Here is a 20,026-nt window from a genome sequence, read left to right as displayed (position 1 = left end):
ATGTTCAAAAGCTTCAAAATAGCAATGCTCTCGTTACGAATCAGAATCTTCCTTTCGATGATTGTGTTGATATTAATAGCGTCTGTTTTATTAGCTTCTATATCCATCATTCAATTTAAAAACGAAGCCAAAGAATACCACCAAGAACGCTTAGAACGCAATGAGAATTCTGTAAAAGAGCACATCAATTATGTACTCTCTACCACTACATATCCTTTAAATTCTGCCAATTTAAGTTTGATTTTTAAAGATAAAATCCATGAATTAGCCCACATTCATAATGCGGAAATAAACATCTATGGTCTGGACGGAAAATTACTAAAGTCTTCTAAAGAGTCTTTTTCTGTGGATATAGTGGCGCCTCCTATTCCAAAATACATTTTAAAACTAGTTCGTTCTTCTATCGAAAAAAGATACGTTGATATTAAAACTATAGATGGCAAAAAGAACCGTTCCGCTTTCAGCCAAATCAAAGATCATAAATTCAAACCACTGGGGATATTGAACTTACCTTATGTAGAAGATGATGGATATTATGAAAACGAATTAAAAAGTTTCCTAATTCGTCTGGGACAGGTGTATGCTTTTATGCTTATTATTGCTTTTGCTGTCGCTTATTTCCTTTCCTCTTACATTACAAAATCATTAAAAACAATATCAGATAAGTTAAGTGGAACGAGTTTAAATCAAAAAAATGAAAAAATTGTTCTGGAAGCAAACAGTAAGGAAATCAACTTATTGATCAATGCCTACAACGGAATGGTGGACAAACTGGAGAAAAGCGCCATTAAACTGGCCCAAAGCGAACGAGAAGAAGCGTGGCGCGAAATGGCCAAACAGGTCGCCCATGAAATCAAAAATCCGCTTACGCCAATGCGATTAACAGTACAGAGTTTTCAACGAAAATTTGATCCAAACGATGCCAATGTAAAACAAAAAATGAACGATTACTCCGAAACTTTAATTCAACAAATTGACACCATGAGTGCCGTTGCCTCTGCGTTTTCAAATTTTGCATCAATGCCGGCACAGCAAAACGAAACCTTGAATGTTGTTGCCGTAGTAGAACTTGCGATGGACATTTTCAATGAAGACTACATTGAATTTCAAAGCGATTCTCCTGAAATTATTTCGAAAATTGACCGTACCCAACTGATCCGGATTATCACGAACCTGGCTAAAAATGCTATTCAGTCTATTCCGGAACAACAAGAAAAAAAATCAGTAGTTCTCCGTATCCATAAAGCAGCAAACAACGTATTAATTACTGTTACCGATAATGGAATTGGAATTCAACTCAAAGATATTGACCGTATATTCGAACCAAAATTTACCACTAAAAGCAGCGGAATGGGTCTTGGTCTTGGAATTATAAAAAACATTATCGAAAATTATAAAGGAACGATTACCTTTGAAACTGAATATGGAAAAGGAACTACTTTTACGGTTTCGCTTCCAATAATTAACACCTAAAAATACAATTATGAACTACGAAAATCTTTTAATTGCAACCGAAAATAACATTGCAACGATTACCATTAATCGTGCTACAAAACTAAATGCGTTGAATGTTGCCACGATTTCTGATTTGAATAAAGCTTTCAAAACATTAGGGAAAAATGATGAAATTCGTGTTATTATTTTAACGGGAAGCGGTGAAAAAGCTTTTGTGGCGGGAGCGGATATCTCTGAATTTGCTGCTTTTTCAGTTGAAGAAGGAACGCAATTGGCCGCTGAAGGACAAGAAAAATTATTTGATTTCATAGAAAATTTAAAAAAACCCGTAATCGCAGCCGTTAATGGTTTTGCATTGGGCGGCGGATTAGAATTAGCCATGGCGTGTCATTTCAGAGTAGCTTCAGAAAATGCAAAAATGGGATTACCTGAAGTTTCGCTGGGTGTAATTCCGGGTTACGGAGGAACGCAACGTTTGCCACAATTGATAGGAAAAGGACGCGCAATGGAAATGATTATGACCGCAGGAATGGTAACAGCGCAAGATGCTTACAGAACGGGACTGGTAAATCACGTAGTCCCTGAAGCTGAACTTTTAGATTACTGTGTGAGTGTAGCCCATAAAATAATCAAGAACTCTCCTTATGCTATCGGCAAAGCCATAAAAGCGGTCAATGCTAATTTTAAAGAAGGAAAAAATGGCTATGAAACCGAAATAAAAGCTTTTGGAAAATGTTTTGGAACCGAAGATTTTAAAGAAGGAACAGCTGCATTTTTAGAGAAAAGAAAAGCAGTGTTTACGGGGAAATAATAACAAAAGAGAACCACGTTGGTTCTCTTTTTAGTTTATAAATGATGTTCCTTTAAAATAATCTTTGCTCAAAAAACAGATTATCTGCTTGACAAGACTTAATTTTGCAATCCTCTTTCGGAATATAACCATCTAAAATTAAACCAATGTCCTTCCAACCTGTATTTGCACTTTTCTGGGAAAATGTAAAAGAAAGCATCCAAAATGGCACTTACGCCAAACTAACACTTGCCAAAACCATTGGTGACACCGAACTGAAAAACATCTACGTTCGTCCCGTTTTATCAGAAAGTAATGTATTCAGCCTTTCCGTTACGGCGCGTTATAAAACCGAAGAAATAGAAAGTTCCCATACGCTCGACGAAGCTTTTATGGTATTAGCGCCTTTTATGAACAATCCATTTTTAACTGCTTTACTGTTTACAACGGAGAACGACATCACTTTTAAACTCAATAAAAAAAGAGTAGGAACTATTATTAAGCAAGCGCCCACTTTTAAAAATGCTTCGGATGTGATTTTGGAAATGAAAGCAAAAGGGATTTCGATTTAAGATTTTTGATTAATCCCGATAACTATCGGGACTGATTTTTGATTTAAAAAACCAGCAATCCAAAAAATATCTGAAATTTAAAAATAGTGGTTAGGGACCAGAATTTAGTAATCAGTTCATGGCTTGGGTGTAAGGCAAGACTGAAATCGATCTTTTTTAATTAAAGTTGCAGTATTTGGACGTCAACAAACTGAATACTAAAACTGAACACTGTTTACTTACTTCTCCCCTTCCCATTCCGCATAAAACTGCGCTAGAAATCCTTCCATATACTGGTGTCTTTCTTGTGCAATTTGTTTTCCCGCCTCGGTATTCATCTTATCTTTCAAAAGCAATAATTTTTCGTAAAAATGATTGAGCGTTGGAGAATCGTTCTTCTTGTATTCTTCCTTGGTCATGTTGAAATTTGGAGCAATTTTAGGGTCGTAGATCGCTCTGTTTTTAAATCCGCCATAATTGAATGTTCTGGCAATTCCAATGGCGCCAATCGCATCTAATCGGTCCGCATCCTGAACCACATCTAGTTCTATGGAGGAGAATTTCTTTTCGAAATTACCGCCTTTGTATGAGATGTTTTCAATGATCTTGACCACATGTACAATGGTATCTGCGTCAACATTTTCTGATTCTAAAAATGATCTCGCTAGTTTTGGCCCTACAGTTTCGTCACCGTCATGAAACTTACTATCGGCAATATCATGCAGCAAAGCACCCAATTGAACCACCGTGGGATCACAAGCTTCTTTTCTAGCAATCAAAACGGAATTTTTAAACACTCTTTCAATATGAAACCAATCGTGTCCGCCTTCGGCATTTTTTAGTTTTTCCTTTACAAAAAGAATCGTTTTTCGAATTAAATCTGCATTTATCATTCTTTATATACTTTTAAAAAAAAAGTTGAATTTCAAAGTTCTGTAACTTCAAAATTCAACTTTTTTATTCTTTATTTTTGCATTCAAAAAGCTATCGTACTAAAGCGGGTTCTACCCATTTGAAAATATGGGATTCTTTCGGAATGACCAATCGCTCAGAAATTCGTGCCATTCTTCCGGGTAATTTCATCAAATAATCCCGGGCTTTTTCTGCTTCATCAGTTAAGCCTGTAATTTTATCAATTTCCCATTTGTCAATTAATTTTTGCATAATGTCTACATAATCCGCTGCAGTGTACACCCCGATTCGTTGTGCCGAATCCGAAAACTGTTCGAAAGCAGTACTTATTTTTTCACCGGATTCTCTTAAGAAATGTGCTGGCATAACGATTTTTGCTTTCATCATATATTGAAACGCAAGCATCATTTCGCTAGGATCCACCTGAAAAATACGAGTTACAAACTCACTGTAAGCATGATGGTGGCGCATCTCATCACCCGCAATCATTTTGCACATTTTAGACAATTTGTTATCCCCATATTTCTTAGCCATTTGCGCTACTCGGTTATGGGAAACATAGGTTGCCAACTCTTGAAAACTAGTATAAACAAAGTTTTTATAAGGGTCTCTTCCGGTTCCTATGTCAAAACCATCGTTGATGAGGTGTTGGGTAGTCATTTCTACTTCACGCATATTCACGCGACCTGATAAATACAGATATTTGTTGAGCATGTCGCCATGACGATTTTCCTCTCCAGTCCATTGTCGGATCCATTTGGACCAACCGTTTCGCTCTACATTATCTATTCCGTCTACGTCCATTAACCAAGATTCGTAGGTCGGTAAGGCTTCTTCAGTAATCGTGTCACCTACTAAAGTTACCCAAAAATCATAGGGTAATTCTTTTGCAATTTCACGCAATTCTTTGACCTCATCAAAAAAAGTATCACTTTGAGAATTAGGCAAAAAATCCGTTGGTTGCCATATTTTTTCTACTGGTATCAGATACTGATCGACAAAGCTATCTACGTTTTTTTCCAAAAACTGCATTACTTCTAATCGAATGTTTTTTATTGACATTATATATAAATTAAATTTTTATTCCTTGAACAACTGCTTTTTCTGTTTTTTCGATCAAATCAGAAAAATTATAATCTTTAACCGCTAATGGCTTATGAACTACAAAGGTAAGGCGATTTCCTAAACCTAAAGGGAAAAACCCATATTTAACAATTATCCAAGAATTGTTTATGCTTATCGGAACTACATAAGCTGAAGGCGCGTATTTGCATAAAATTTTGAATCCGCTTTGCGCAAATTCCTTTGGCTTCCCAGTCTTGCTTCGTGTTCCTTCCGGAAAAATAACTGCGCAACGATTGTGTTTTTCAATATATTCAGACAAATTTTTGATCGCAGGAATGGCTTGCTTGGGATCTCTACGATCAATAAGAGCAGAACCACCATGTCGTAAATTAAACGACACACTGGGAATCCCACTTCCCAATTCTTTTTTACTGACAAATTTACAATGAAATCGGCGAAAAAACCAAATCATAGCAATAATATCGTACATACTTTGATGATTGGACACGAAAATTAACGGAACATTTTTTGGGATGCTTTCCACATTTTCAAACCGGTACGATGTTCCTAACAGTCTTGTGCACAAAATCAGAAAAAAATTTAAATAATCGACACTTATTTTATGGGCTTGATACCCAAAAACGTGAAAGCAAACCCATTGAATTGGGTGAAAAATAACCAAGGTAAGACCAAAACATAAATAATAGATTACGGATATGGGATACGAAATTAGTTTTTCCATGCTTTAAAAATTTGCCGTAAAAGTAAGAAATATATTTTTAGCCCGATTTTAAATCCCAAACAATATATGGACTCAACCTTTAATCGTAACTTTGCCAGTCAAAATCCATGTCCTTTTTTCTATTAAAATGAATTTTACTTACTCAAAAAACGAAAAACTAAAAAGCAAGACCACTATTGGATTATTGTTTACCGAAGGGAAATCAGTATCAAAATATCCGTTGCGATTGGTGTATAAAGCCAGCTCTTTTGGCGATCCAGAATCCCGAAACTTCGGGACGGGAGAAAAAATAAAAATGGGAGTTTCGGTTTCCAAAAAGAATTTCAAGAAAGCCGTAGACCGCAATTATTTCAAACGCGTCCTGCGCGAAACCTACCGGCTGAACAAACACCTTTTGATTGACCATCTGGACCAACCCTATTCCTTTATGTTTTTTTATCAAACTAAAGACAGATTGACGTACGCCGAAATTAATACCAAAACCATTCAATTGTTTGAGAAATTTGTTGCTCAAAACATTAAAAAACCAGTATCCGAAAGCGATTCTATTTCTGAAATATAAACAATTCACCTATCCCAATTAAACAAAATCACCTTTAGATTCAGTCCTGCATCATTATTTCGTGATTTATTGTTATTTTAGTGGTCTCAAATTTAGTTAATTAAACCTATGAGCTTCCTCAAAAAAAAATTCTTAATTCCCCTTGTCGCTTCGGTATTTCTGTTTATTGGAACCAGCTTCAAAGATGATTTTTTTGAAATCGCCAAGCAAATCGAGATATTCACGACCCTTTTCAAGGAATTAAACCGAAATTATGTCGATGAAACGAATCCTGGAGAATTAATGGACAAGGCCATCAAAGGAATGCTGGTTAATTTAGACCCATACACCGTATATTTCAACGAGCAGGATGTAGTGCGATTCAAGATAAACAACACTGGAGAATATACCGGAATAGGCGCTTTACTGACTCGAAAAGAAGATAAATTGATCGTTAAAGAGCCCTATAAAAATTTTCCCGCCGACAAAGCTGGCCTTAAAGCCGGTGACGAAATTATTCAAGTGGGCGATATCCTTTTGTCTGATTTTAAAGACGAGGCCTCTCAGCTTTTCAAAGGTACCAAAAACACCAAAATAGACCTCAAATACATCCGACAAGGAAAAGTACAAAGTACCCAGATTATCCTGGACGAAGTCGAAATCAAATCGGTGCCCTTTTTTGCAAAAATAGACGACAAGACCGGCTATATCGTATTATCGCATTTTAATAAAAAAGCGTCCTTGGAAACCAAAGAAGCCTTAGAACAACTCAAAAAAGAAGGTGCCGAACGCATTATACTGGATGTCCGAGACAATCCGGGCGGACTCTTGAATGAAGCCGTGAATATTTGTAATTTATTTGTTCCAAAAAACGAAATTATTGTTACTACAAAATCAAAAATAGAGCAACACAACAGCACATATAAAACAACCAAAGACCCTGTAGATACTGACATTCCTTTGATAATACTTGTTAACGGTCACAGCGCTTCAGCATCCGAAATCGTGGCTGGCGCACTTCAAGATTTAGATCGTGCTGTAGTGGTGGGTAGCCGCAGTTTTGGGAAAGGACTCGTGCAAAGACCGGTAGATTTAACGTATGGTACACAACTAAAAGTAACCATTTCCCGTTATTACACGCCATCCGGAAGATGCATTCAAGCTTTAGATTATTCACGAAAAAACAAAAACGGAATGGTTCTAAAAACAGAGGAGAAAAACTATAATGCCTTTAAAACCAGAAAAGGCAGAACCGTTTATGACGGCGGAGGAATTCAGCCGGATGTAGAACTGGAAGAAACTAAATTAAGTCCGATAGCAAATGCTTTGCTTCACAACGACGGGATTTTTAACTATGCCACGACGTATTATTATAAAAATCCAAATTTAGGAAATCGCATTCCTGTTATTTCTGATGTGGAGTATTTAGAGTTCAAACAGTTCCTAAAAACACAAAAATTCTCCTTTGACACGGAAACGGAATTGGCCTTGAAAAACACTTTGGCTATGGCCAAAAAAGAAAAAATAGAGGAATCTATTCTGGTAGAATATCAACAATTAAGTGTTGCGCTTCAAAAAAGCGAAAATGCCTTATTGGACAAAAACCAAAAAGAAATCAAAAACCTGATGGTCGATGAAATCATTAAACGCTATCAATATCAGGAAGGGCTGTATCAGTATTACATCAAAAATAATTCTGAAATCAAACGGGCCATTACTATTTTGAATTCCAATATGGAGTATCAGTCTATCTTAAAATGAAAAAATCGTTCTCCATAGTGCTATTACTTTTTTCGAGCTACGTATCAGCTCAGTGGCAACCTATAGAAACGGTTTATTTTGAATTTGACAAATTCACACTTTATAACGACCAAATACAAACGATAGTCGATTTTATAAAAAACACAGATACCTCAAAAGTAGAATCGATACAAATTTATGGGTATTGTGATGACCGGGGTGCTAACGATTATAATTATGAATTATCAAAAAACAGAGTAATTACGGTACAAAATATACTTATCCAAAATGGTTTCAGTAAAAACAAAATTGTCATTATTGAAGGCAAAGGCCGCGTGATTCTGAAAAAAGATATGATAGAAAACCTATCCGAAACCCGTTCTAAAAACAGGCGAGTCGACTTGTTTCTTGTCAAGAAAAACAGTTTTGGAAACGGCATTTACAATTCGTTTCAGAAGAAGCATAAAGTAGGCGACCGTATTTATCTGGAAAATATCCTTTTTCCACTTGGCAGCAGCACATTAACGGAGAAATCTAAGAAAGAATTAGACAAGATTGTGGTTCTTTTGCAGCAACAAAAAACGTTGGAATTCGAAATCAGAGGCCACGTTTGTTGCACGCCCAGTTATTACCTGGATGCCATAGATAAGGGAACCCGAGAACGCAAGCTTTCCTTGAACCGTGCAAAAAACGTCTATAAATACTTGATAAATAAAGGCGTAAACAGCCTTAGGATGCATTATATAGGAAACGGAAACAAATTTCCCTTAGGTCAAGGAGAAGCATTAGACCGCAGAGTTGAGTTTCTGATTCTAAAAATTTAGTTCCCCACTTTTCATCTCAATATGCGGAATATCGTCTTCGAGATACATTTCACTGGTTTGCACAAAACCATGACTCTCATAGAATTTCTTTAGGTACAATTGCGCTCCAATAGTGATGTGGCTTTCGCCAAAATGATGCGCTATTCCTGCAATAGATTCCCGCATTAAGTCATGACCCCATTTTCTGTCGCGGTAATTTGAATCAACTGTTACTCGGCCAATTGAGGCATTGTCAAAACTGATTCCTGGTTTGAAAAGTCTGGAATGCGCTACAATTTTACCTTCAAATTCCCCAATAAGATGCAGAGCTAGTTTGTCCTTTCCATCTAGATCGAGATATACACAGTTTTGCTCCACCACGAAAATCTCGCTTCTCAATCTCAGCAGATCGTATAACTCATCCACAGAAAGTTCCTTAAACGACTTTATACTCCATTTTAACATTTTATTTTTTTTAGTTTTTATTAGACTGCAAATAAAAGAAAATAAAACTATTTTTTCAAAACCTCAACTGATTTTATGATGGCTTCTAACTCATGCATTAAGTCTCTTTTTTCTTTGGAGGGCGCATAACAAAAGCCTTCCAAAACTAAAATCCTGTTGTGCTCTGTATCCAGAATAGCATAATTAATAAAAGGGCCTGACATAAAATCGTTTTTCAATTCCCAAGTTCCTTTTGTTTCATACGTTTCCTTTCCGTCCAGACTGATCTTAAAAAAATAAGGCGAATAGCTTTCTCCGGTAATCATTGCAGTATTATTCTCTTTTCCGCTGATGTAAAGATTGCCAATAGAATCCCTCATTTTAATAATATTCGTGATCAGATCTGTATCCTTTTTAGTGATGACATTTATAGGAACTTGATAAATCAACAAACTCGTGTTGCCGCTTATAATTTCATTTTTTAACCATATAAAAAGCGGTTTATGAAGGACGTATTGATATGAAGAAGGAATATTAATCGAAATTTGAAATTTATTCTTGATGATTTTTGGATTAAGAATAGACTGTTTTATAATGCGTTGGTTTTCGGAAATTTCAGTTTCCTTAATAATTTCAATTATTTTTGGCGAATTTTTCGCTATTATTTCTAGAATATCTACACTTGTTTTTCCGGAAATATGAAACACATTTTGGGGTGATGCGTATTGATTTTTTTTAATTTCAAATTTATTTTGCTCTTCTTTTTTGACTACGATAATCGTACGGCTGTCCGTCATAAATCCTTCTAAAATTTTAGTAGGATATTGATTTATCGTAAAAAGAGGTTCCTCCTCAGGCAATCCTATAACGGCGGAGGCAAATTTATTTCGAATACTGTCGCCAATCTCACCATTCCACAACTGGTCGTCTATGATAACTGAAATAGTATTAATTTTTCCTGTTGTAGCACGCGGTTGGGGATCCTTTTTTTGGTTGCAAGAACCCAGCAAAATGGCAGTAAGAAGCAATAAAAGAAGGGCTTTATTCATTGTATTTCAATTATAAAATAAAACCCAAATTTAGATAAGATTATTCTATTATCCGTTAATTTTAAGTTTCATTCCTGGTTTGAGTACTTCCCCGCGAATACCGTTCCATTTTTTCAGGTCAGAAATGGTTACGCCTGGATATTTTTTTGATATACTATACAACGAATCCCCTTTTTTTACATAGTAATCAACGGTTTCTTTCTGGGATAATCCGGAACCATTTATTTTTTTATTAAAGTAACTTATCGTTGCTTTATTTGTATTTATTACAGGTTCCTCTTTGGCGACAATCAAAGAACTCCCTAAAATAATTGTCTGCCCGGAAATTTTATTCCATTGTTTCAGAGTAGACGGAGAGGTGCCAAATTTCTTAGCAATGCGCTCTAAATTATCTCCTTTTTGAACTATATAATACGCCTTGCTTTCAGTAGATGCTACAGCTGCGTTTGCCTCTAATGAGGCGGCAACTTGCTTCTCAGAAAGGGCTTGTATTGGATCTGAATTCTTTATTACTTCATTAGAAACAACCGCTTCGTTGCTACTAATTTTTAGGTTTTTACCATACGCGATAACATTGCTGCTTAGCGCATTCCATTGTCTTAAATCAGCAATGCTAACATTGTATTTACTGGCAATAGCTCCCAGATTATCTCCTTTTTTTACCTTGTAATACTGGGTTGTCTGGGATTGCGCTATTCTTTGATTGCCAGTATCTTCACGTTCTTTTTTGGGTGTTGTTTTTGTGGCAAAATAGGGCTTCTCTCGTTTGCTGGATTCGTATTCTGTATAGGCATAAATCGGACCTTCATTAGAGGCAAAAACAGCAATTTTTTCTTGTGGCAATCTCAAATAATGATTTTGATCATGATAAAAAGGAATTATATCAAGCTTGTAGGAGGGATTTAAAACCTGCAATTGAACTACTGGAACATCAAGTAAATCTGATATTTGCTTGAATGTAATTTGCTTCTTGATCAGGATAGTATCCGTAGTAAAATGCTTTATGGTAGCCCGCTGGGGCACGATTCCGTGTTCCTTATGGTATTCATAAAGATACATGGTTGCTAAGAAAGCAGGTACATATCCTTGGGTTTCTCTGGGAAGATTTTTCCTGATATTCCAATAATTTTGCTGACCACCGGAACGTCTGATAGCTTTGGAAACATTTCCCGGACCAGAGTTATAAGAGGCCAAAACCAAATCCCAATCTCCAAATATTTTGTACATATTGGTCATATATTGCGCTGCTGCCTCGGTAGCTTTTAAGGGATCGCTGCGTTCATCCACATACGAATCAATTTTCAACCCATATTGTTTTCCGGTTTGATACATAAATTGCCACAGTCCAGTTGCTCCCATTTTTGAAACTGCTTTTGGATTTAAAGCAGATTCCACAACGGCTAAATATTTTATCTCCAAGGGAATATTTTGTTTGGCCAAAGCCTCCTCAAACATGGGAAAATAATATTCCGAAGTGGCCATTAATCGTTCAAAAGATTTTTTTCGGTATTTTAAAAATGATTTAATAATGTTTTCCAGACCTTGATTGTACGCAATATTAAACGGCGATTTTGCATTCATTGCCGCCAATCTTTCTTTCAGCAGTGCTGTTGGTAACTCATAATCTACTTTTTCATCTATATTTATATTTTCGATGTCTTCTGTAAGATCATTATATAAATCTAAGTTGGTCATTTCATTCATCCATAAACTGTCTACACAAGATGCCAGATCATATTCAACAAAGGAATTCTTAATGGAATCTAAATAGGATAATTTTGCATCAATTTTTTCAAATGCTTTGTTTTCAGTTGCTTTCTGCGAAAATAAATGAATTGATAACAACAGAAAAAACGATAATGTGGTATTTTTTATAGTCATATTTAAAAGATCAAAGACCTATAATCCAAATGATTAGAAGTCTTATTTTTACAAACTTAAGAGGTTAAAACTAAAATTTTCTTTAAATATTGTTAAAAATATAATTTTTCAGTCCTTGGCACTGAATTTCTAATCGTTTGTGGGTAAAATTACTTTAAAGATCCAATTGTGAAACTTAAAAAAAACCTCAGCGATACATAAGGTATCGCTAAGGTTTTTATACATGTGATAAAACAGCTGTTTGATTTGAATGCTATTTAGATATCAAACGGCTTTTATTTTAATTTTACTGCATTTATTAGTCTAAAATAGCTGCAATTCCGGGTAACACTCTGCCTTCGAGCATTTCCAGCATTGCTCCTCCGCCTGTAGAAACATAACTCACTTTATCTTCCAGCCCAAATTGTTTTACAGCTGCCACTGAATCCCCTCCACCTACAAGAGAGAATGCTCCGTTTGCAGTAGATTCTGCAATAAAGTTGCCCAATGTAATTGTTCCGTTAGCAAAATTTTCCATTTCAAAAACACCCAATGGACCGTTCCAAAGAATCGTTTTAGAATCCATGATTACTTTTTTGAAGTTTTCCAATGATTTTGGTCCAGCATCCAATCCTTGCCACCCGTCAGGAATTGCTTTGACATCCACAATCTGGGTTTGAGCATCATTTGAAAAAGCATTTGCCGCTACAACATCAACCGGAATATGGATTTGAACTCCTTTTTCTTTGGCTAATCTCAAGATTTCCAAAGCCAATTCTTGTTTGTCATCTTCACAAATTGAATCTCCAATTTTACCGCCTAATGCTTTCACAAAAGTAAAAGTCATTCCGCCACCAATAATCATGTGGTCTACTTTATCCAGAATATTCTCGATTACGGTAATTTTAGAAGATACTTTTGATCCACCAAGGACTGCTGTTACTGGTTTTTCGCTGTTTTTTAAAACTTTGTTCAAGCTTTCTATTTCTTTGGCCAATAATAATCCAAAACATTTTTCGCTTGGAAAAAACTGCGCAATAATTGTAGTCGATGCGTGCGCTCTATGCGCTGTACCAAAAGCGTCGTTTACAAAAATATCACCAAGTGACGCCAGTTCTTTTGCAAAAGCAACATCACCCGCTTCTTCTTCGCTGTGAAAACGTAAATTTTCTAACAATAAAACTTCTCCAGCCTGCAATTTTTCAGCTGCAGCTTTCGCCTCTGAACCAATACAGTTTGAAGCGAACTGAACCGAAACTCCAAGAATTTCAGCAGTTGTTTTCAAAATGTGTTTCAAAGAGTATTTTTCTTCCACTCCTTTTGGCCGACCTAAATGCGACATCAAAATCACGCTTCCGCCTTGCGCAAGAATCGCGTCAATAGTAGGTTTTGCAGCTTCAATACGCGTGGCATCCGTTACATTGAACTTTTCGTCCAAAGGCACATTAAAATCAACCCGAATTATGGCTTTTTTATTTGCAAAATTGAAATCACTTATGGTTTTCATCAGTCTGTTTTTTAGTTTATTTTTTTTGAAAGAGTAACAAATATAGAACTTTTAAATTATTAATAAATTAGAGAAAATCATATAAAATCAATTTTTAGCAACGAAATCGATGTAAATTAATAAATAATGCTTTTATTTATCAATTTGTCTAGATATTATTTTAGATAAAGGCCTGTTAAATTTTAAAAATAAAACATAAATTGACACTTCTATAAACTAGCTTCTGCTGAAACTTTGCCTGCTAAAATTTTAGACTACACCATTTTCTGCTATCTTTGCTTCATGCAATTTTCAGAAATTTTAGGACAAGAACACATCAAAAGTCATTTGACAAAAAGTGCTGATTTGGGCAGAATTCCCCACGCACAACTGTTCGTAGGTCCGGAAGGCAGTGGCACTTTACCCATGGCGATTGCGTATGCACAATACATCATTTGCAGCAATCAAAACGGAGAGAATTCCGGTTCAAATGAAGCGTGCAACCTGAAATTTCAGAAAACTTCCCATCCTGATTTGCATTTTATTTACCCGACTGTCAGTACTGAAGAAGTAAAAACAAAACCCAAAAGCATTGATTTCATAACGGAATGGCGACAGTTTATAGAACAAAATCCGTACGGAAGTTTGTTTGATTGGTACCAAATGCTAGGTGTTAAAAACAAGCAAGGAGAAATTAGGGTCGATGATGCGCAGGAAATCTTGAAATCGCTGGCTTTAAAATCTTATGAAGGCGGATACAAAATAATGATTATTTGGATGGCTGATAAATTGAATATCGCTGCTTCTAATAAATTACTGAAATTATTGGAAGAACCTACAGACAGAACGGTTTTTATCCTGATTTCAGAAAATGAAGAAGATATTATTCAAACGATTCGTTCCCGTTGCCAAGTACTACATTTTAATGGTTTGAGTGAAACTGTCATTGCGGAGGCCTTGGTTTCAAAAGAAAATACGGATTCTAAAATAGCTTTAAAAATAGCGCATCAGGCACAAGGAAATTTCAATAAAGCATTGCAATTAATACAACCGGACAGCGAATCAGTTTTTTTTGAAAAATGGTTTGTCGATTGGGTTCGTGCGGCTTTTAGAGCAAAAGGAAACGCCGCTGCCATTCAGGATTTGATCCAGTGGAGCGAGCAAATTGCTGGTTTGGGAAGAGAAACCCAAAAAAAGTTTTTACATTTTTGTATTGATATGTTTCGTCAGGCCTTGTTGCTCAATTACCAAACGCCAAGTTTAGTCTACATGGAACCACAAGTGGAAAAATTCAAACTGGAGAATTTTGCACCTTTTGTAAATGGCAACAACATAAATGATATTTTTAAAGAACTTTCAGAGGCAATGTATCACATTGAACGCAACGGAAACGCTAAAATTATTTTAACCGATTTATCAATAAAACTTACTCGTTTAATTCACAAAAAATAAAAAAATGAACAATATTACTTCTATTTTAATTTTAATTTTCCTGGCCATCACTTTCCTACAGTCCGGATACGACAAATTGTTTTATTGGAAAGATAATGTCGAATGGTTAAAAGGTCATTTCGCTAAAACACCATTAAAAAACCATGTACCTTTAGCACTACTAAATATCTTGATTTTAGAATTAATTTCCGGTATTTTATGTGTGGTGGGTTGCATCGAATTATTCGTAAACAACGGAAGAATTTTTGGTTTTTACGGAGCCGTTTTCTCTTGTATCACGTTGTTGATGTTGCTTTTCGGACAGCGATTGGCCAAAGATTATGATGGAGCCAGAACAATTGTTATTTATTTTATCCCTGCAATATTGGCCGTTTATTGGTTAAACTAGACTTTACAACTTATTATTTTGAACAACTCCTTTTTAAATAAAAAAATGACACCAAAACACCCTTCAGAATCCCTGACGATATTAACTGATTTGGTTTTACCAAGCGAGACCAATCCTTTGAACAATCTTTTTGGTGGCGAATTATTAGCCCGTATGGATCGCGCAGCAAGTATAGCGGCACGCAGACATTCCCGAAGAATTGTAGTTACAGCATCCGTAAATCACGTTGCATTCAACAGAGCCATTCCGTTGGGAAGTGTCGTTACTGTTGAAGCTAAAGTTTCCAGAGCTTTCAAAAGTTCAATGGAAATATTCATTGACATTTGGGTTGAAGACAGAGAATCCGGTAATAAAACCAAAGCCAATGAAGCGATCTATACTTTTGTAGCAGTAGACGATACGGGAAGACCCGTTGAAGTACCCCAAATTGTTCCGGAAACCGAAATAGAAAAACAACGTTTTGAAGCTGCATTGCGACGCAAACAGCTGAGTTTAGTTTTAGCCGGAAAAATGAACCCCCATGATGCAACCGAATTAAAAGCATTGTTCGTGTAAGAAGCAAAATACAACTGACTATTTTTAATTGATAAATAGATTTAAAATATTCTTGAAAGAGAAAATTTTAAATCAAAAAAGAAGTATTTTTACAAAACATATATTCAATATACAAATGAAATTATGGGATAAGTAATCATCCTGTCAGTTTCTTACAGTTATAAACCAATACAAATAGATGAAAGAAAAGGTAAAAGAGAAGATGAGTTCAGAGAAAGAATCTAAATTAAAAGCGCTACAACTTACGCTTGATAAATTAGACAAAACCTACGGAAAAGGGACAGTAATGAAAATGGGCGACAAAGCCATTGAAGAAGTAGAAACTATTTCTTCCGGGTCTTTAGGAATCGATTTGGCATTAGGAGTTGGAGGCTATCCAAGAGGTAGAATTATTGAAATATACGGTCCGGAATCTTCTGGAAAAACCACATTGACGCTTCATGCTATTGCTGAAGCTCAAAAAGCAGGTGGAATTGCAGCTTTTATTGATGCAGAACATGCTTTCGACAGAAACTATGCGGAGAAATTAGGCGTAGATATTGAAAACTTAATCATATCACAACCTGATAATGGAGAACAAGCGTTAGAAATTGCGGAGAACTTGATTCGTTCCGGAGCAATTGACATTGTTGTCATTGACTCGGTTGCAGCTTTGACTCCAAAAAGTGAAATTGAAGGCGAAATGGGAGATTCTAAAATGGGATTACACGCCCGTTTAATGTCTCAAGCATTGCGTAAATTAACGGGAACCATCAGTAAAACAAACTGTACAGTTTTCTTTATTAATCAATTGAGAGAGAAAATTGGTGTGATGTTTGGAAATCCAGAAACGACAACGGGAGGAAATGCATTGAAGTTTTATGCTTCGATTCGTTTGGATATTCGTCGTTCTACTCAAATTAAAGATGGAGATAACGTCCTTGGGAACAGAACCAAAGTAAAAGTGGTGAAAAACAAAGTCGCTCCGCCATTTAAAATCGCGGAATTTGACATCATGTATGGGGAAGGAATTTCAAAAACAGGAGAGATTCTTGATCTTGCTGTTGAGTTTGAAATCATCAAAAAAGCAGGATCTTGGTTCAGTTACGGTGAAACTAAATTAGGACAAGGTCGGGATGCTGTTAAGTCTTTGATTAAAGACAATCCGGAATTAGCGGATGAATTAGAAGAAAAGATTAAAGCCAGAATAAAAGAATTGGCAGAAGCATAAAAAGTAAAACCCGTCTCGTACCTAAAAAACGAGACGGATTTTTTTATTTTTACACGCAACCTTTTGTTGAAATTTTGATCTTTTGCAAAACAGCTTAGAATTCAATTAAGAAACTGAATTGTATAAATTTAAAAAATTAAGAAATGAAAAAAATTGTGCTTTTTATGCTGTTCATTACAACCTTGACCGGATGTTCCATTGATAATGACAATCAAGATTCTTATAGCTTTGAAGTGCTGCCTATAGATAGCTATACATTACCCGAAAAATTCATATTGGGAAATACCTATGAGATAAAATTAAAATATACAAGACCAACCGAATGTCATTTATTTCAAGGGATTTATTATGACAAAAATTTGAATGTAAGAACCATAGGCATTCAAACGGCAGTGAATACTAGTCAAGTTTGTACGCAACAAATACCTTCACCATCAGAGGTTTCTTTTAATTTTTATGTAACCAATACCGGTTCTTATATTTTTAAATTTTATAAAGGAGAGAATGCTAATGGAGAAAATATCTTTGAAGAAGTAGAAGTTCCTGTCGTTATTAATTAATTCTTGAATAAAATTGTGCGGTTAGACCAATAAATTATTGACTGTAAAAAGCTATTAGGAGTTTACTTGATACATTCGAGTAGTTATCCGGATGCCGAAGAAAATTTACAGATTTGAAGCAAATCCATTTTAGCACTAATGTGAGTACCGGCTTTAAATACCGAATTGTAAAATCATTTCAGATTAATTTTGAACCTATGGTAAAGTATCAAATAAATACTTTTTAAAACAACTCTAGAGACTTTAAACCGCTATTTATTGAGTTGTATTCCGGGATCAGTTACAGTTTTTAAAATTTATTTAGAGTCGAAAGCAACTAATTGGTCGTAAATGATTTCGCGTACTTCTTCTCGAATTTGTTTCCTGTCTGCCCCTGTTTTTCCCAAAGTTTCCACATGAGAATGTATTTTTACCCGCATAAATCCTGGACTTCCTCCCCAAAAAGCATATGGAAATCTTTTTTTATTGTCTCCAAAAGTAATGGGAACAATGGGTATTTGATGCTCAATTGCCAATCGGAAAGCACCATCTTTGAAAGTGTCCAGCAAGACTGATTCATCACATGGAACGCCACCTTCTGGAAAAATACAGATACTCAGTCCTTGATTAATTCTTTTTTGAGCGCGATTAAAGACTTCCATTTTACTTTTTGAAGAATTTCTATCCACCAAAATACAGGTTCTTTTATAGAAAAAGCCAAACAACGGAATTTTTGAAAGTTCTTTTTTACCTACAAAAACAAACGGATTTCTTGTCAGGACAAGCATCAGCATAATATCAGCCATGGAGGTATGATTCGCAACAATCATGTAACTTTTTTGGCACTCCATTGCTTGTGTTCTATCTATTTTATAATGAAAACCCATGCCAAAAAGAATGAATTTTGCCCAAATACGAGCCATCTTAAAAAAATAAGGATACCCGTTTTCCGTCAAAATAGACAGCACCAGAAAAGGAAACATCACCAATATAGGAATGGTCATCAAAATATAAAACCATATACGCCATAGCGCCCAGAAAATAATTTTTAATGCTCTCATAAGTTCAAAAGTAAGAAATCGGATGTTATGATACTCAAAAAATATTCTTGCGTTTTTCAACATATAAGTATTATAAGTTCTAATTTACTGCTCAATTATAATATCTTCGTTTAACCATCAAGGTTTTATTGACTTAAATGTCTGATATGGTTAAAAGAAATTACTAACACGATTTAAAGTAACTTGATTTTTATAATTTGCAAATTTGCGGTAAAAAATAAAAAACTTTGCGAACTTTGCGGTAATAGTTAAAAATCATAATGGCAAAAATACTTACAGGCGTTCAAAGTACCGGAACACCGCATTTAGGAAACTTACTTGGTGCAATCATTCCCGCAATAGTACTATCAAATAAACCGGAAAACGAATCGTTTCTTTTCATTGCCGATTTGCATTCCATAACGCAAATAAAAAACGGCGAAACTTTAAGAACAAATACTTACAGTACTGCTGCTGCTTGGCTTGCCTGTGGTTTGAATGTAGATAAAGTCGTTTTCTACAGACAATCAGATGTGCCACAAACAGCAGAATTATCCTGGTATTTAAGCTGTTTTTTTCCTTTTCAACGCTTGACATTAGCGCATTCTTTCAAAGATAAAGCGGATAGACTGGAAGATGTCAACGCTGGTTTGTTTTCGTATCCAATGCTGATGGCGGCAGATATTTTATTATACGACGCCGAGTTTGTACCCGTAGGAAAAGACCAATTGCAGCACGTTGAAATCACGCGTGATGTAGCGTCCCGTTTCAACCACCAAATGGGAGAGACTTTTGTACTTCCCGTAGCAAAAATTCAGGAAGACAGCATGCTGATTCCCGGAACTAACGGCGGAAAAATGAGTAAATCAGCTAATAATATTATCAATATATTCTTGGATGATAAGTCCTTACGCAAACAAGTTATGAGCATTGAAACCGACAGCACGCCGCTGGAAGATCCTAAAAATCCGGATACGTGCAATGCGTTTGCCATTTATAAATTATTGGCAAATCAACAACAAATCGACACAATGACCGCCAATTACTTAAATGGAAATTACGGTTACGGTCACGCCAAACAAGCGTTGTTTGAGTTGATTATAGAAACTTTCAAAACCGAAAGAGAAAAATACAATTACTATATGAATAACCTTCCTGAAGTAGATGCTTTACTGAAAATTGGTGCTCAAAAAGCAGCTGTTGTTGCCAATGGAGTTTTGGCAAGAGTGAGAGAGAAATTAGGATTTGAGATGTAACAATCTTTTTTAAACCATATAAGTCATGTAAGTTTTTTTAAGTTTAATACTTTGCTATTGCTTAAATGACATATATGTTACAATTATATCGCGTTTATAGCATTCCTTTTTTAGTTTAATGACTAAAAAGGTTTTTTTTTAAATATCA

The 20,026-nt window shown here is 35.5% G+C and carries 20 protein-coding genes; 12 read left to right on the top strand and 8 right to left on the bottom strand.

Annotation, left to right across the window (positions count from 1 at the left end):
- The 3 genes from EKL99_RS13375 (at window position 1) to EKL99_RS13365 (ending at window position 2,817) form a co-directional block, all read left to right on the top strand.
- Complete coding sequence (locus tag EKL99_RS13375) at window positions 1-1,473, top strand: PAS domain-containing sensor histidine kinase (RefSeq protein ID WP_370274107.1); 1,473 nt, start codon at window positions 1-3, stop codon at window positions 1,471-1,473.
- Between the two features lie 10 nt (window positions 1,474-1,483).
- Entirely contained in the window at window positions 1,484-2,266 is a 783-nt protein-coding gene (locus EKL99_RS13370) for an enoyl-CoA hydratase/isomerase family protein (protein WP_126457729.1), read from the top strand.
- Between the two features lie 146 nt (window positions 2,267-2,412).
- Window positions 2,413-2,817 (top strand): hypothetical protein, encoded by a 405-nt coding sequence (locus EKL99_RS13365; protein ID WP_126567800.1) that lies wholly within the window; start codon window positions 2,413-2,415, stop codon window positions 2,815-2,817.
- A 218-nt stretch (window positions 2,818-3,035) separates the two neighbouring features.
- Here the strand turns inward: EKL99_RS13365 and EKL99_RS13360 are convergent, their stop codons facing one another.
- From EKL99_RS13360 to EKL99_RS13350, 3 genes are all read right to left on the bottom strand, one after another.
- Window positions 3,036-3,689 carry an HD domain-containing protein gene (locus tag EKL99_RS13360; RefSeq protein ID WP_126457731.1) on the bottom strand — a complete coding sequence of 218 codons (654 nt, stop codon included), beginning with the start codon at window positions 3,687-3,689 and terminating at the stop codon, window positions 3,036-3,038.
- Window positions 3,690-3,780: 91 nt separating this feature from the next.
- Window positions 3,781-4,770, bottom strand: a complete 990-nt coding sequence (locus EKL99_RS13355; protein ID WP_126457732.1) for an acyl-ACP desaturase — start codon at window positions 4,768-4,770, stop codon at window positions 3,781-3,783.
- 10 nt (window positions 4,771-4,780) lie between these two features.
- Complete coding sequence (locus EKL99_RS13350) at window positions 4,781-5,515, bottom strand: 1-acyl-sn-glycerol-3-phosphate acyltransferase (RefSeq protein WP_126457733.1); 735 nt, start codon at window positions 5,513-5,515, stop codon at window positions 4,781-4,783.
- Window positions 5,516-5,642: 127 nt separating this feature from the next.
- Between EKL99_RS13350 and rnpA the strand changes: the two genes are divergently transcribed.
- From rnpA to EKL99_RS13335, 3 genes are all read left to right on the top strand, one after another.
- The gene (rnpA, locus tag EKL99_RS13345; RefSeq protein ID WP_126457734.1) at window positions 5,643-6,077 is read left to right on the top strand and encodes a ribonuclease P protein component; all 435 of its coding nucleotides are present in this window, start codon (window positions 5,643-5,645) and stop codon (window positions 6,075-6,077) included.
- Between the two features lie 108 nt (window positions 6,078-6,185).
- Window positions 6,186-7,817, top strand: a complete 1,632-nt coding sequence (locus tag EKL99_RS13340; protein ID WP_126577118.1) for a S41 family peptidase — start codon at window positions 6,186-6,188, stop codon at window positions 7,815-7,817.
- The gene (locus EKL99_RS13335) at window positions 7,814-8,620 is read left to right on the top strand and encodes an OmpA family protein (RefSeq protein WP_126457736.1); all 807 of its coding nucleotides are present in this window, start codon (window positions 7,814-7,816) and stop codon (window positions 8,618-8,620) included. Before EKL99_RS13340 ends, EKL99_RS13335 begins: the two co-directional genes overlap by 4 nt.
- Here the strand turns inward: EKL99_RS13335 and EKL99_RS13330 are convergent.
- From EKL99_RS13330 to pgk, 4 genes are all read right to left on the bottom strand, one after another.
- Entirely contained in the window at window positions 8,609-9,064 is a 456-nt protein-coding gene (locus EKL99_RS13330) for a GNAT family N-acetyltransferase (RefSeq protein ID WP_126457737.1), read from the bottom strand. The genes EKL99_RS13335 and EKL99_RS13330 overlap by 12 nt on opposite strands.
- 47 nt (window positions 9,065-9,111) lie before the next feature.
- Complete coding sequence (locus tag EKL99_RS13325) at window positions 9,112-10,092, bottom strand: DUF4837 family protein (RefSeq protein WP_126561378.1); 981 nt, start codon at window positions 10,090-10,092, stop codon at window positions 9,112-9,114.
- 48 nt (window positions 10,093-10,140) lie between these two features.
- The gene (locus tag EKL99_RS13320; protein ID WP_126552805.1) at window positions 10,141-11,973 is read right to left on the bottom strand and encodes a LysM peptidoglycan-binding domain-containing protein; all 1,833 of its coding nucleotides are present in this window, start codon (window positions 11,971-11,973) and stop codon (window positions 10,141-10,143) included.
- A 298-nt stretch (window positions 11,974-12,271) separates the two neighbouring features.
- On the bottom strand, window positions 12,272-13,459 hold the full coding sequence (gene pgk, locus EKL99_RS13315) for a phosphoglycerate kinase (RefSeq protein WP_126561377.1): 1,188 nt from the start codon (window positions 13,457-13,459) through the stop codon (window positions 12,272-12,274).
- Window positions 13,460-13,741: 282 nt separating this feature from the next.
- Here pgk and EKL99_RS13310 point away from each other — a divergent pair, with 282 nt between their 5' ends.
- The 5 genes from EKL99_RS13310 (at window position 13,742) to EKL99_RS13290 (ending at window position 17,603) form a co-directional block, all read left to right on the top strand.
- Window positions 13,742-14,890, top strand: a complete 1,149-nt coding sequence (locus EKL99_RS13310; protein WP_126561376.1) for a DNA polymerase III subunit delta' — start codon at window positions 13,742-13,744, stop codon at window positions 14,888-14,890.
- A 4-nt stretch (window positions 14,891-14,894) separates the two neighbouring features.
- Window positions 14,895-15,278 carry a DoxX family membrane protein gene (locus tag EKL99_RS13305; protein WP_126457742.1) on the top strand — a complete coding sequence of 128 codons (384 nt, stop codon included), beginning with the start codon at window positions 14,895-14,897 and terminating at the stop codon, window positions 15,276-15,278.
- Between the two features lie 45 nt (window positions 15,279-15,323).
- A complete protein-coding gene (locus tag EKL99_RS13300) occupies window positions 15,324-15,833 on the top strand; it encodes an acyl-CoA thioesterase (protein ID WP_126452284.1) in 510 nt (169 codons plus the stop codon).
- 202 nt (window positions 15,834-16,035) lie between these two features.
- Window positions 16,036-17,043 carry a recombinase RecA gene (gene recA / locus EKL99_RS13295; RefSeq protein WP_126452335.1) on the top strand — a complete coding sequence of 336 codons (1,008 nt, stop codon included), beginning with the start codon at window positions 16,036-16,038 and terminating at the stop codon, window positions 17,041-17,043.
- A 143-nt stretch (window positions 17,044-17,186) separates the two neighbouring features.
- Window positions 17,187-17,603 carry a hypothetical protein gene (locus EKL99_RS13290; RefSeq protein ID WP_126577117.1) on the top strand — a complete coding sequence of 139 codons (417 nt, stop codon included), beginning with the start codon at window positions 17,187-17,189 and terminating at the stop codon, window positions 17,601-17,603.
- Between the two features lie 296 nt (window positions 17,604-17,899).
- Here the strand turns inward: EKL99_RS13290 and EKL99_RS13285 are convergent, their stop codons facing one another.
- Window positions 17,900-18,643 (bottom strand): 1-acyl-sn-glycerol-3-phosphate acyltransferase, encoded by a 744-nt coding sequence (locus EKL99_RS13285; protein ID WP_126561375.1) that lies wholly within the window; start codon window positions 18,641-18,643, stop codon window positions 17,900-17,902.
- 260 nt (window positions 18,644-18,903) lie between these two features.
- On the opposite strand from EKL99_RS13285, the gene trpS reads away from it, so the two are divergent.
- Window positions 18,904-19,878, top strand: coding sequence for a tryptophan--tRNA ligase (trpS, locus tag EKL99_RS13280; RefSeq protein ID WP_126577116.1), 975 nt, complete (start codon window positions 18,904-18,906; stop codon window positions 19,876-19,878).
- Window positions 19,879-20,026 lie beyond the last annotated feature (148 nt).

Origin of the sequence: Flavobacterium sp. ZB4P23, assembly GCF_003970375.1 — a bacterium.
Classification (GTDB): Bacteria; Bacteroidota; Bacteroidia; order Flavobacteriales; family Flavobacteriaceae; genus Flavobacterium.
Note: the sequence above shows the minus strand (reverse complement) of the source record. Positions and strands in the feature narration are given on the sequence as shown.

Coding starts and splice junctions, on each gene's coding strand:
- pgk (WP_126561377.1), bottom strand. CDS start 13,459: ATGAAAACCATAAGTGATTTCAATTTTGCAAATAAAAAAGCCATAATT.
- EKL99_RS13305 (WP_126457742.1), top strand. CDS start 14,895: ATGAACAATATTACTTCTATTTTAATTTTAATTTTCCTGGCCATCACT.
- EKL99_RS13300 (WP_126452284.1), top strand. CDS start 15,324: ATGACACCAAAACACCCTTCAGAATCCCTGACGATATTAACTGATTTG.
- EKL99_RS13290 (WP_126577117.1), top strand. CDS start 17,187: ATGAAAAAAATTGTGCTTTTTATGCTGTTCATTACAACCTTGACCGGA.
- EKL99_RS13320 (WP_126552805.1), bottom strand. CDS start 11,973: ATGACTATAAAAAATACCACATTATCGTTTTTTCTGTTGTTATCAATT.
- EKL99_RS13365 (WP_126567800.1), top strand. CDS start 2,413: ATGTCCTTCCAACCTGTATTTGCACTTTTCTGGGAAAATGTAAAAGAA.
- trpS (WP_126577116.1), top strand. CDS start 18,904: ATGGCAAAAATACTTACAGGCGTTCAAAGTACCGGAACACCGCATTTA.
- EKL99_RS13375 (WP_370274107.1), top strand. CDS start 1: ATGTTCAAAAGCTTCAAAATAGCAATGCTCTCGTTACGAATCAGAATC.
- rnpA (WP_126457734.1), top strand. CDS start 5,643: ATGAATTTTACTTACTCAAAAAACGAAAAACTAAAAAGCAAGACCACT.
- EKL99_RS13370 (WP_126457729.1), top strand. CDS start 1,484: ATGAACTACGAAAATCTTTTAATTGCAACCGAAAATAACATTGCAACG.
- recA (WP_126452335.1), top strand. CDS start 16,036: ATGAGTTCAGAGAAAGAATCTAAATTAAAAGCGCTACAACTTACGCTT.
- EKL99_RS13325 (WP_126561378.1), bottom strand. CDS start 10,092: ATGAATAAAGCCCTTCTTTTATTGCTTCTTACTGCCATTTTGCTGGGT.
- EKL99_RS13350 (WP_126457733.1), bottom strand. CDS start 5,515: ATGGAAAAACTAATTTCGTATCCCATATCCGTAATCTATTATTTATGT.
- EKL99_RS13360 (WP_126457731.1), bottom strand. CDS start 3,689: ATGATAAATGCAGATTTAATTCGAAAAACGATTCTTTTTGTAAAGGAA.
- EKL99_RS13285 (WP_126561375.1), bottom strand. CDS start 18,643: ATGAGAGCATTAAAAATTATTTTCTGGGCGCTATGGCGTATATGGTTT.
- EKL99_RS13355 (WP_126457732.1), bottom strand. CDS start 4,770: ATGTCAATAAAAAACATTCGATTAGAAGTAATGCAGTTTTTGGAAAAA.
- EKL99_RS13330 (WP_126457737.1), bottom strand. CDS start 9,064: ATGTTAAAATGGAGTATAAAGTCGTTTAAGGAACTTTCTGTGGATGAG.
- EKL99_RS13335 (WP_126457736.1), top strand. CDS start 7,814: ATGAAAAAATCGTTCTCCATAGTGCTATTACTTTTTTCGAGCTACGTA.
- EKL99_RS13310 (WP_126561376.1), top strand. CDS start 13,742: ATGCAATTTTCAGAAATTTTAGGACAAGAACACATCAAAAGTCATTTG.
- EKL99_RS13340 (WP_126577118.1), top strand. CDS start 6,186: ATGAGCTTCCTCAAAAAAAAATTCTTAATTCCCCTTGTCGCTTCGGTA.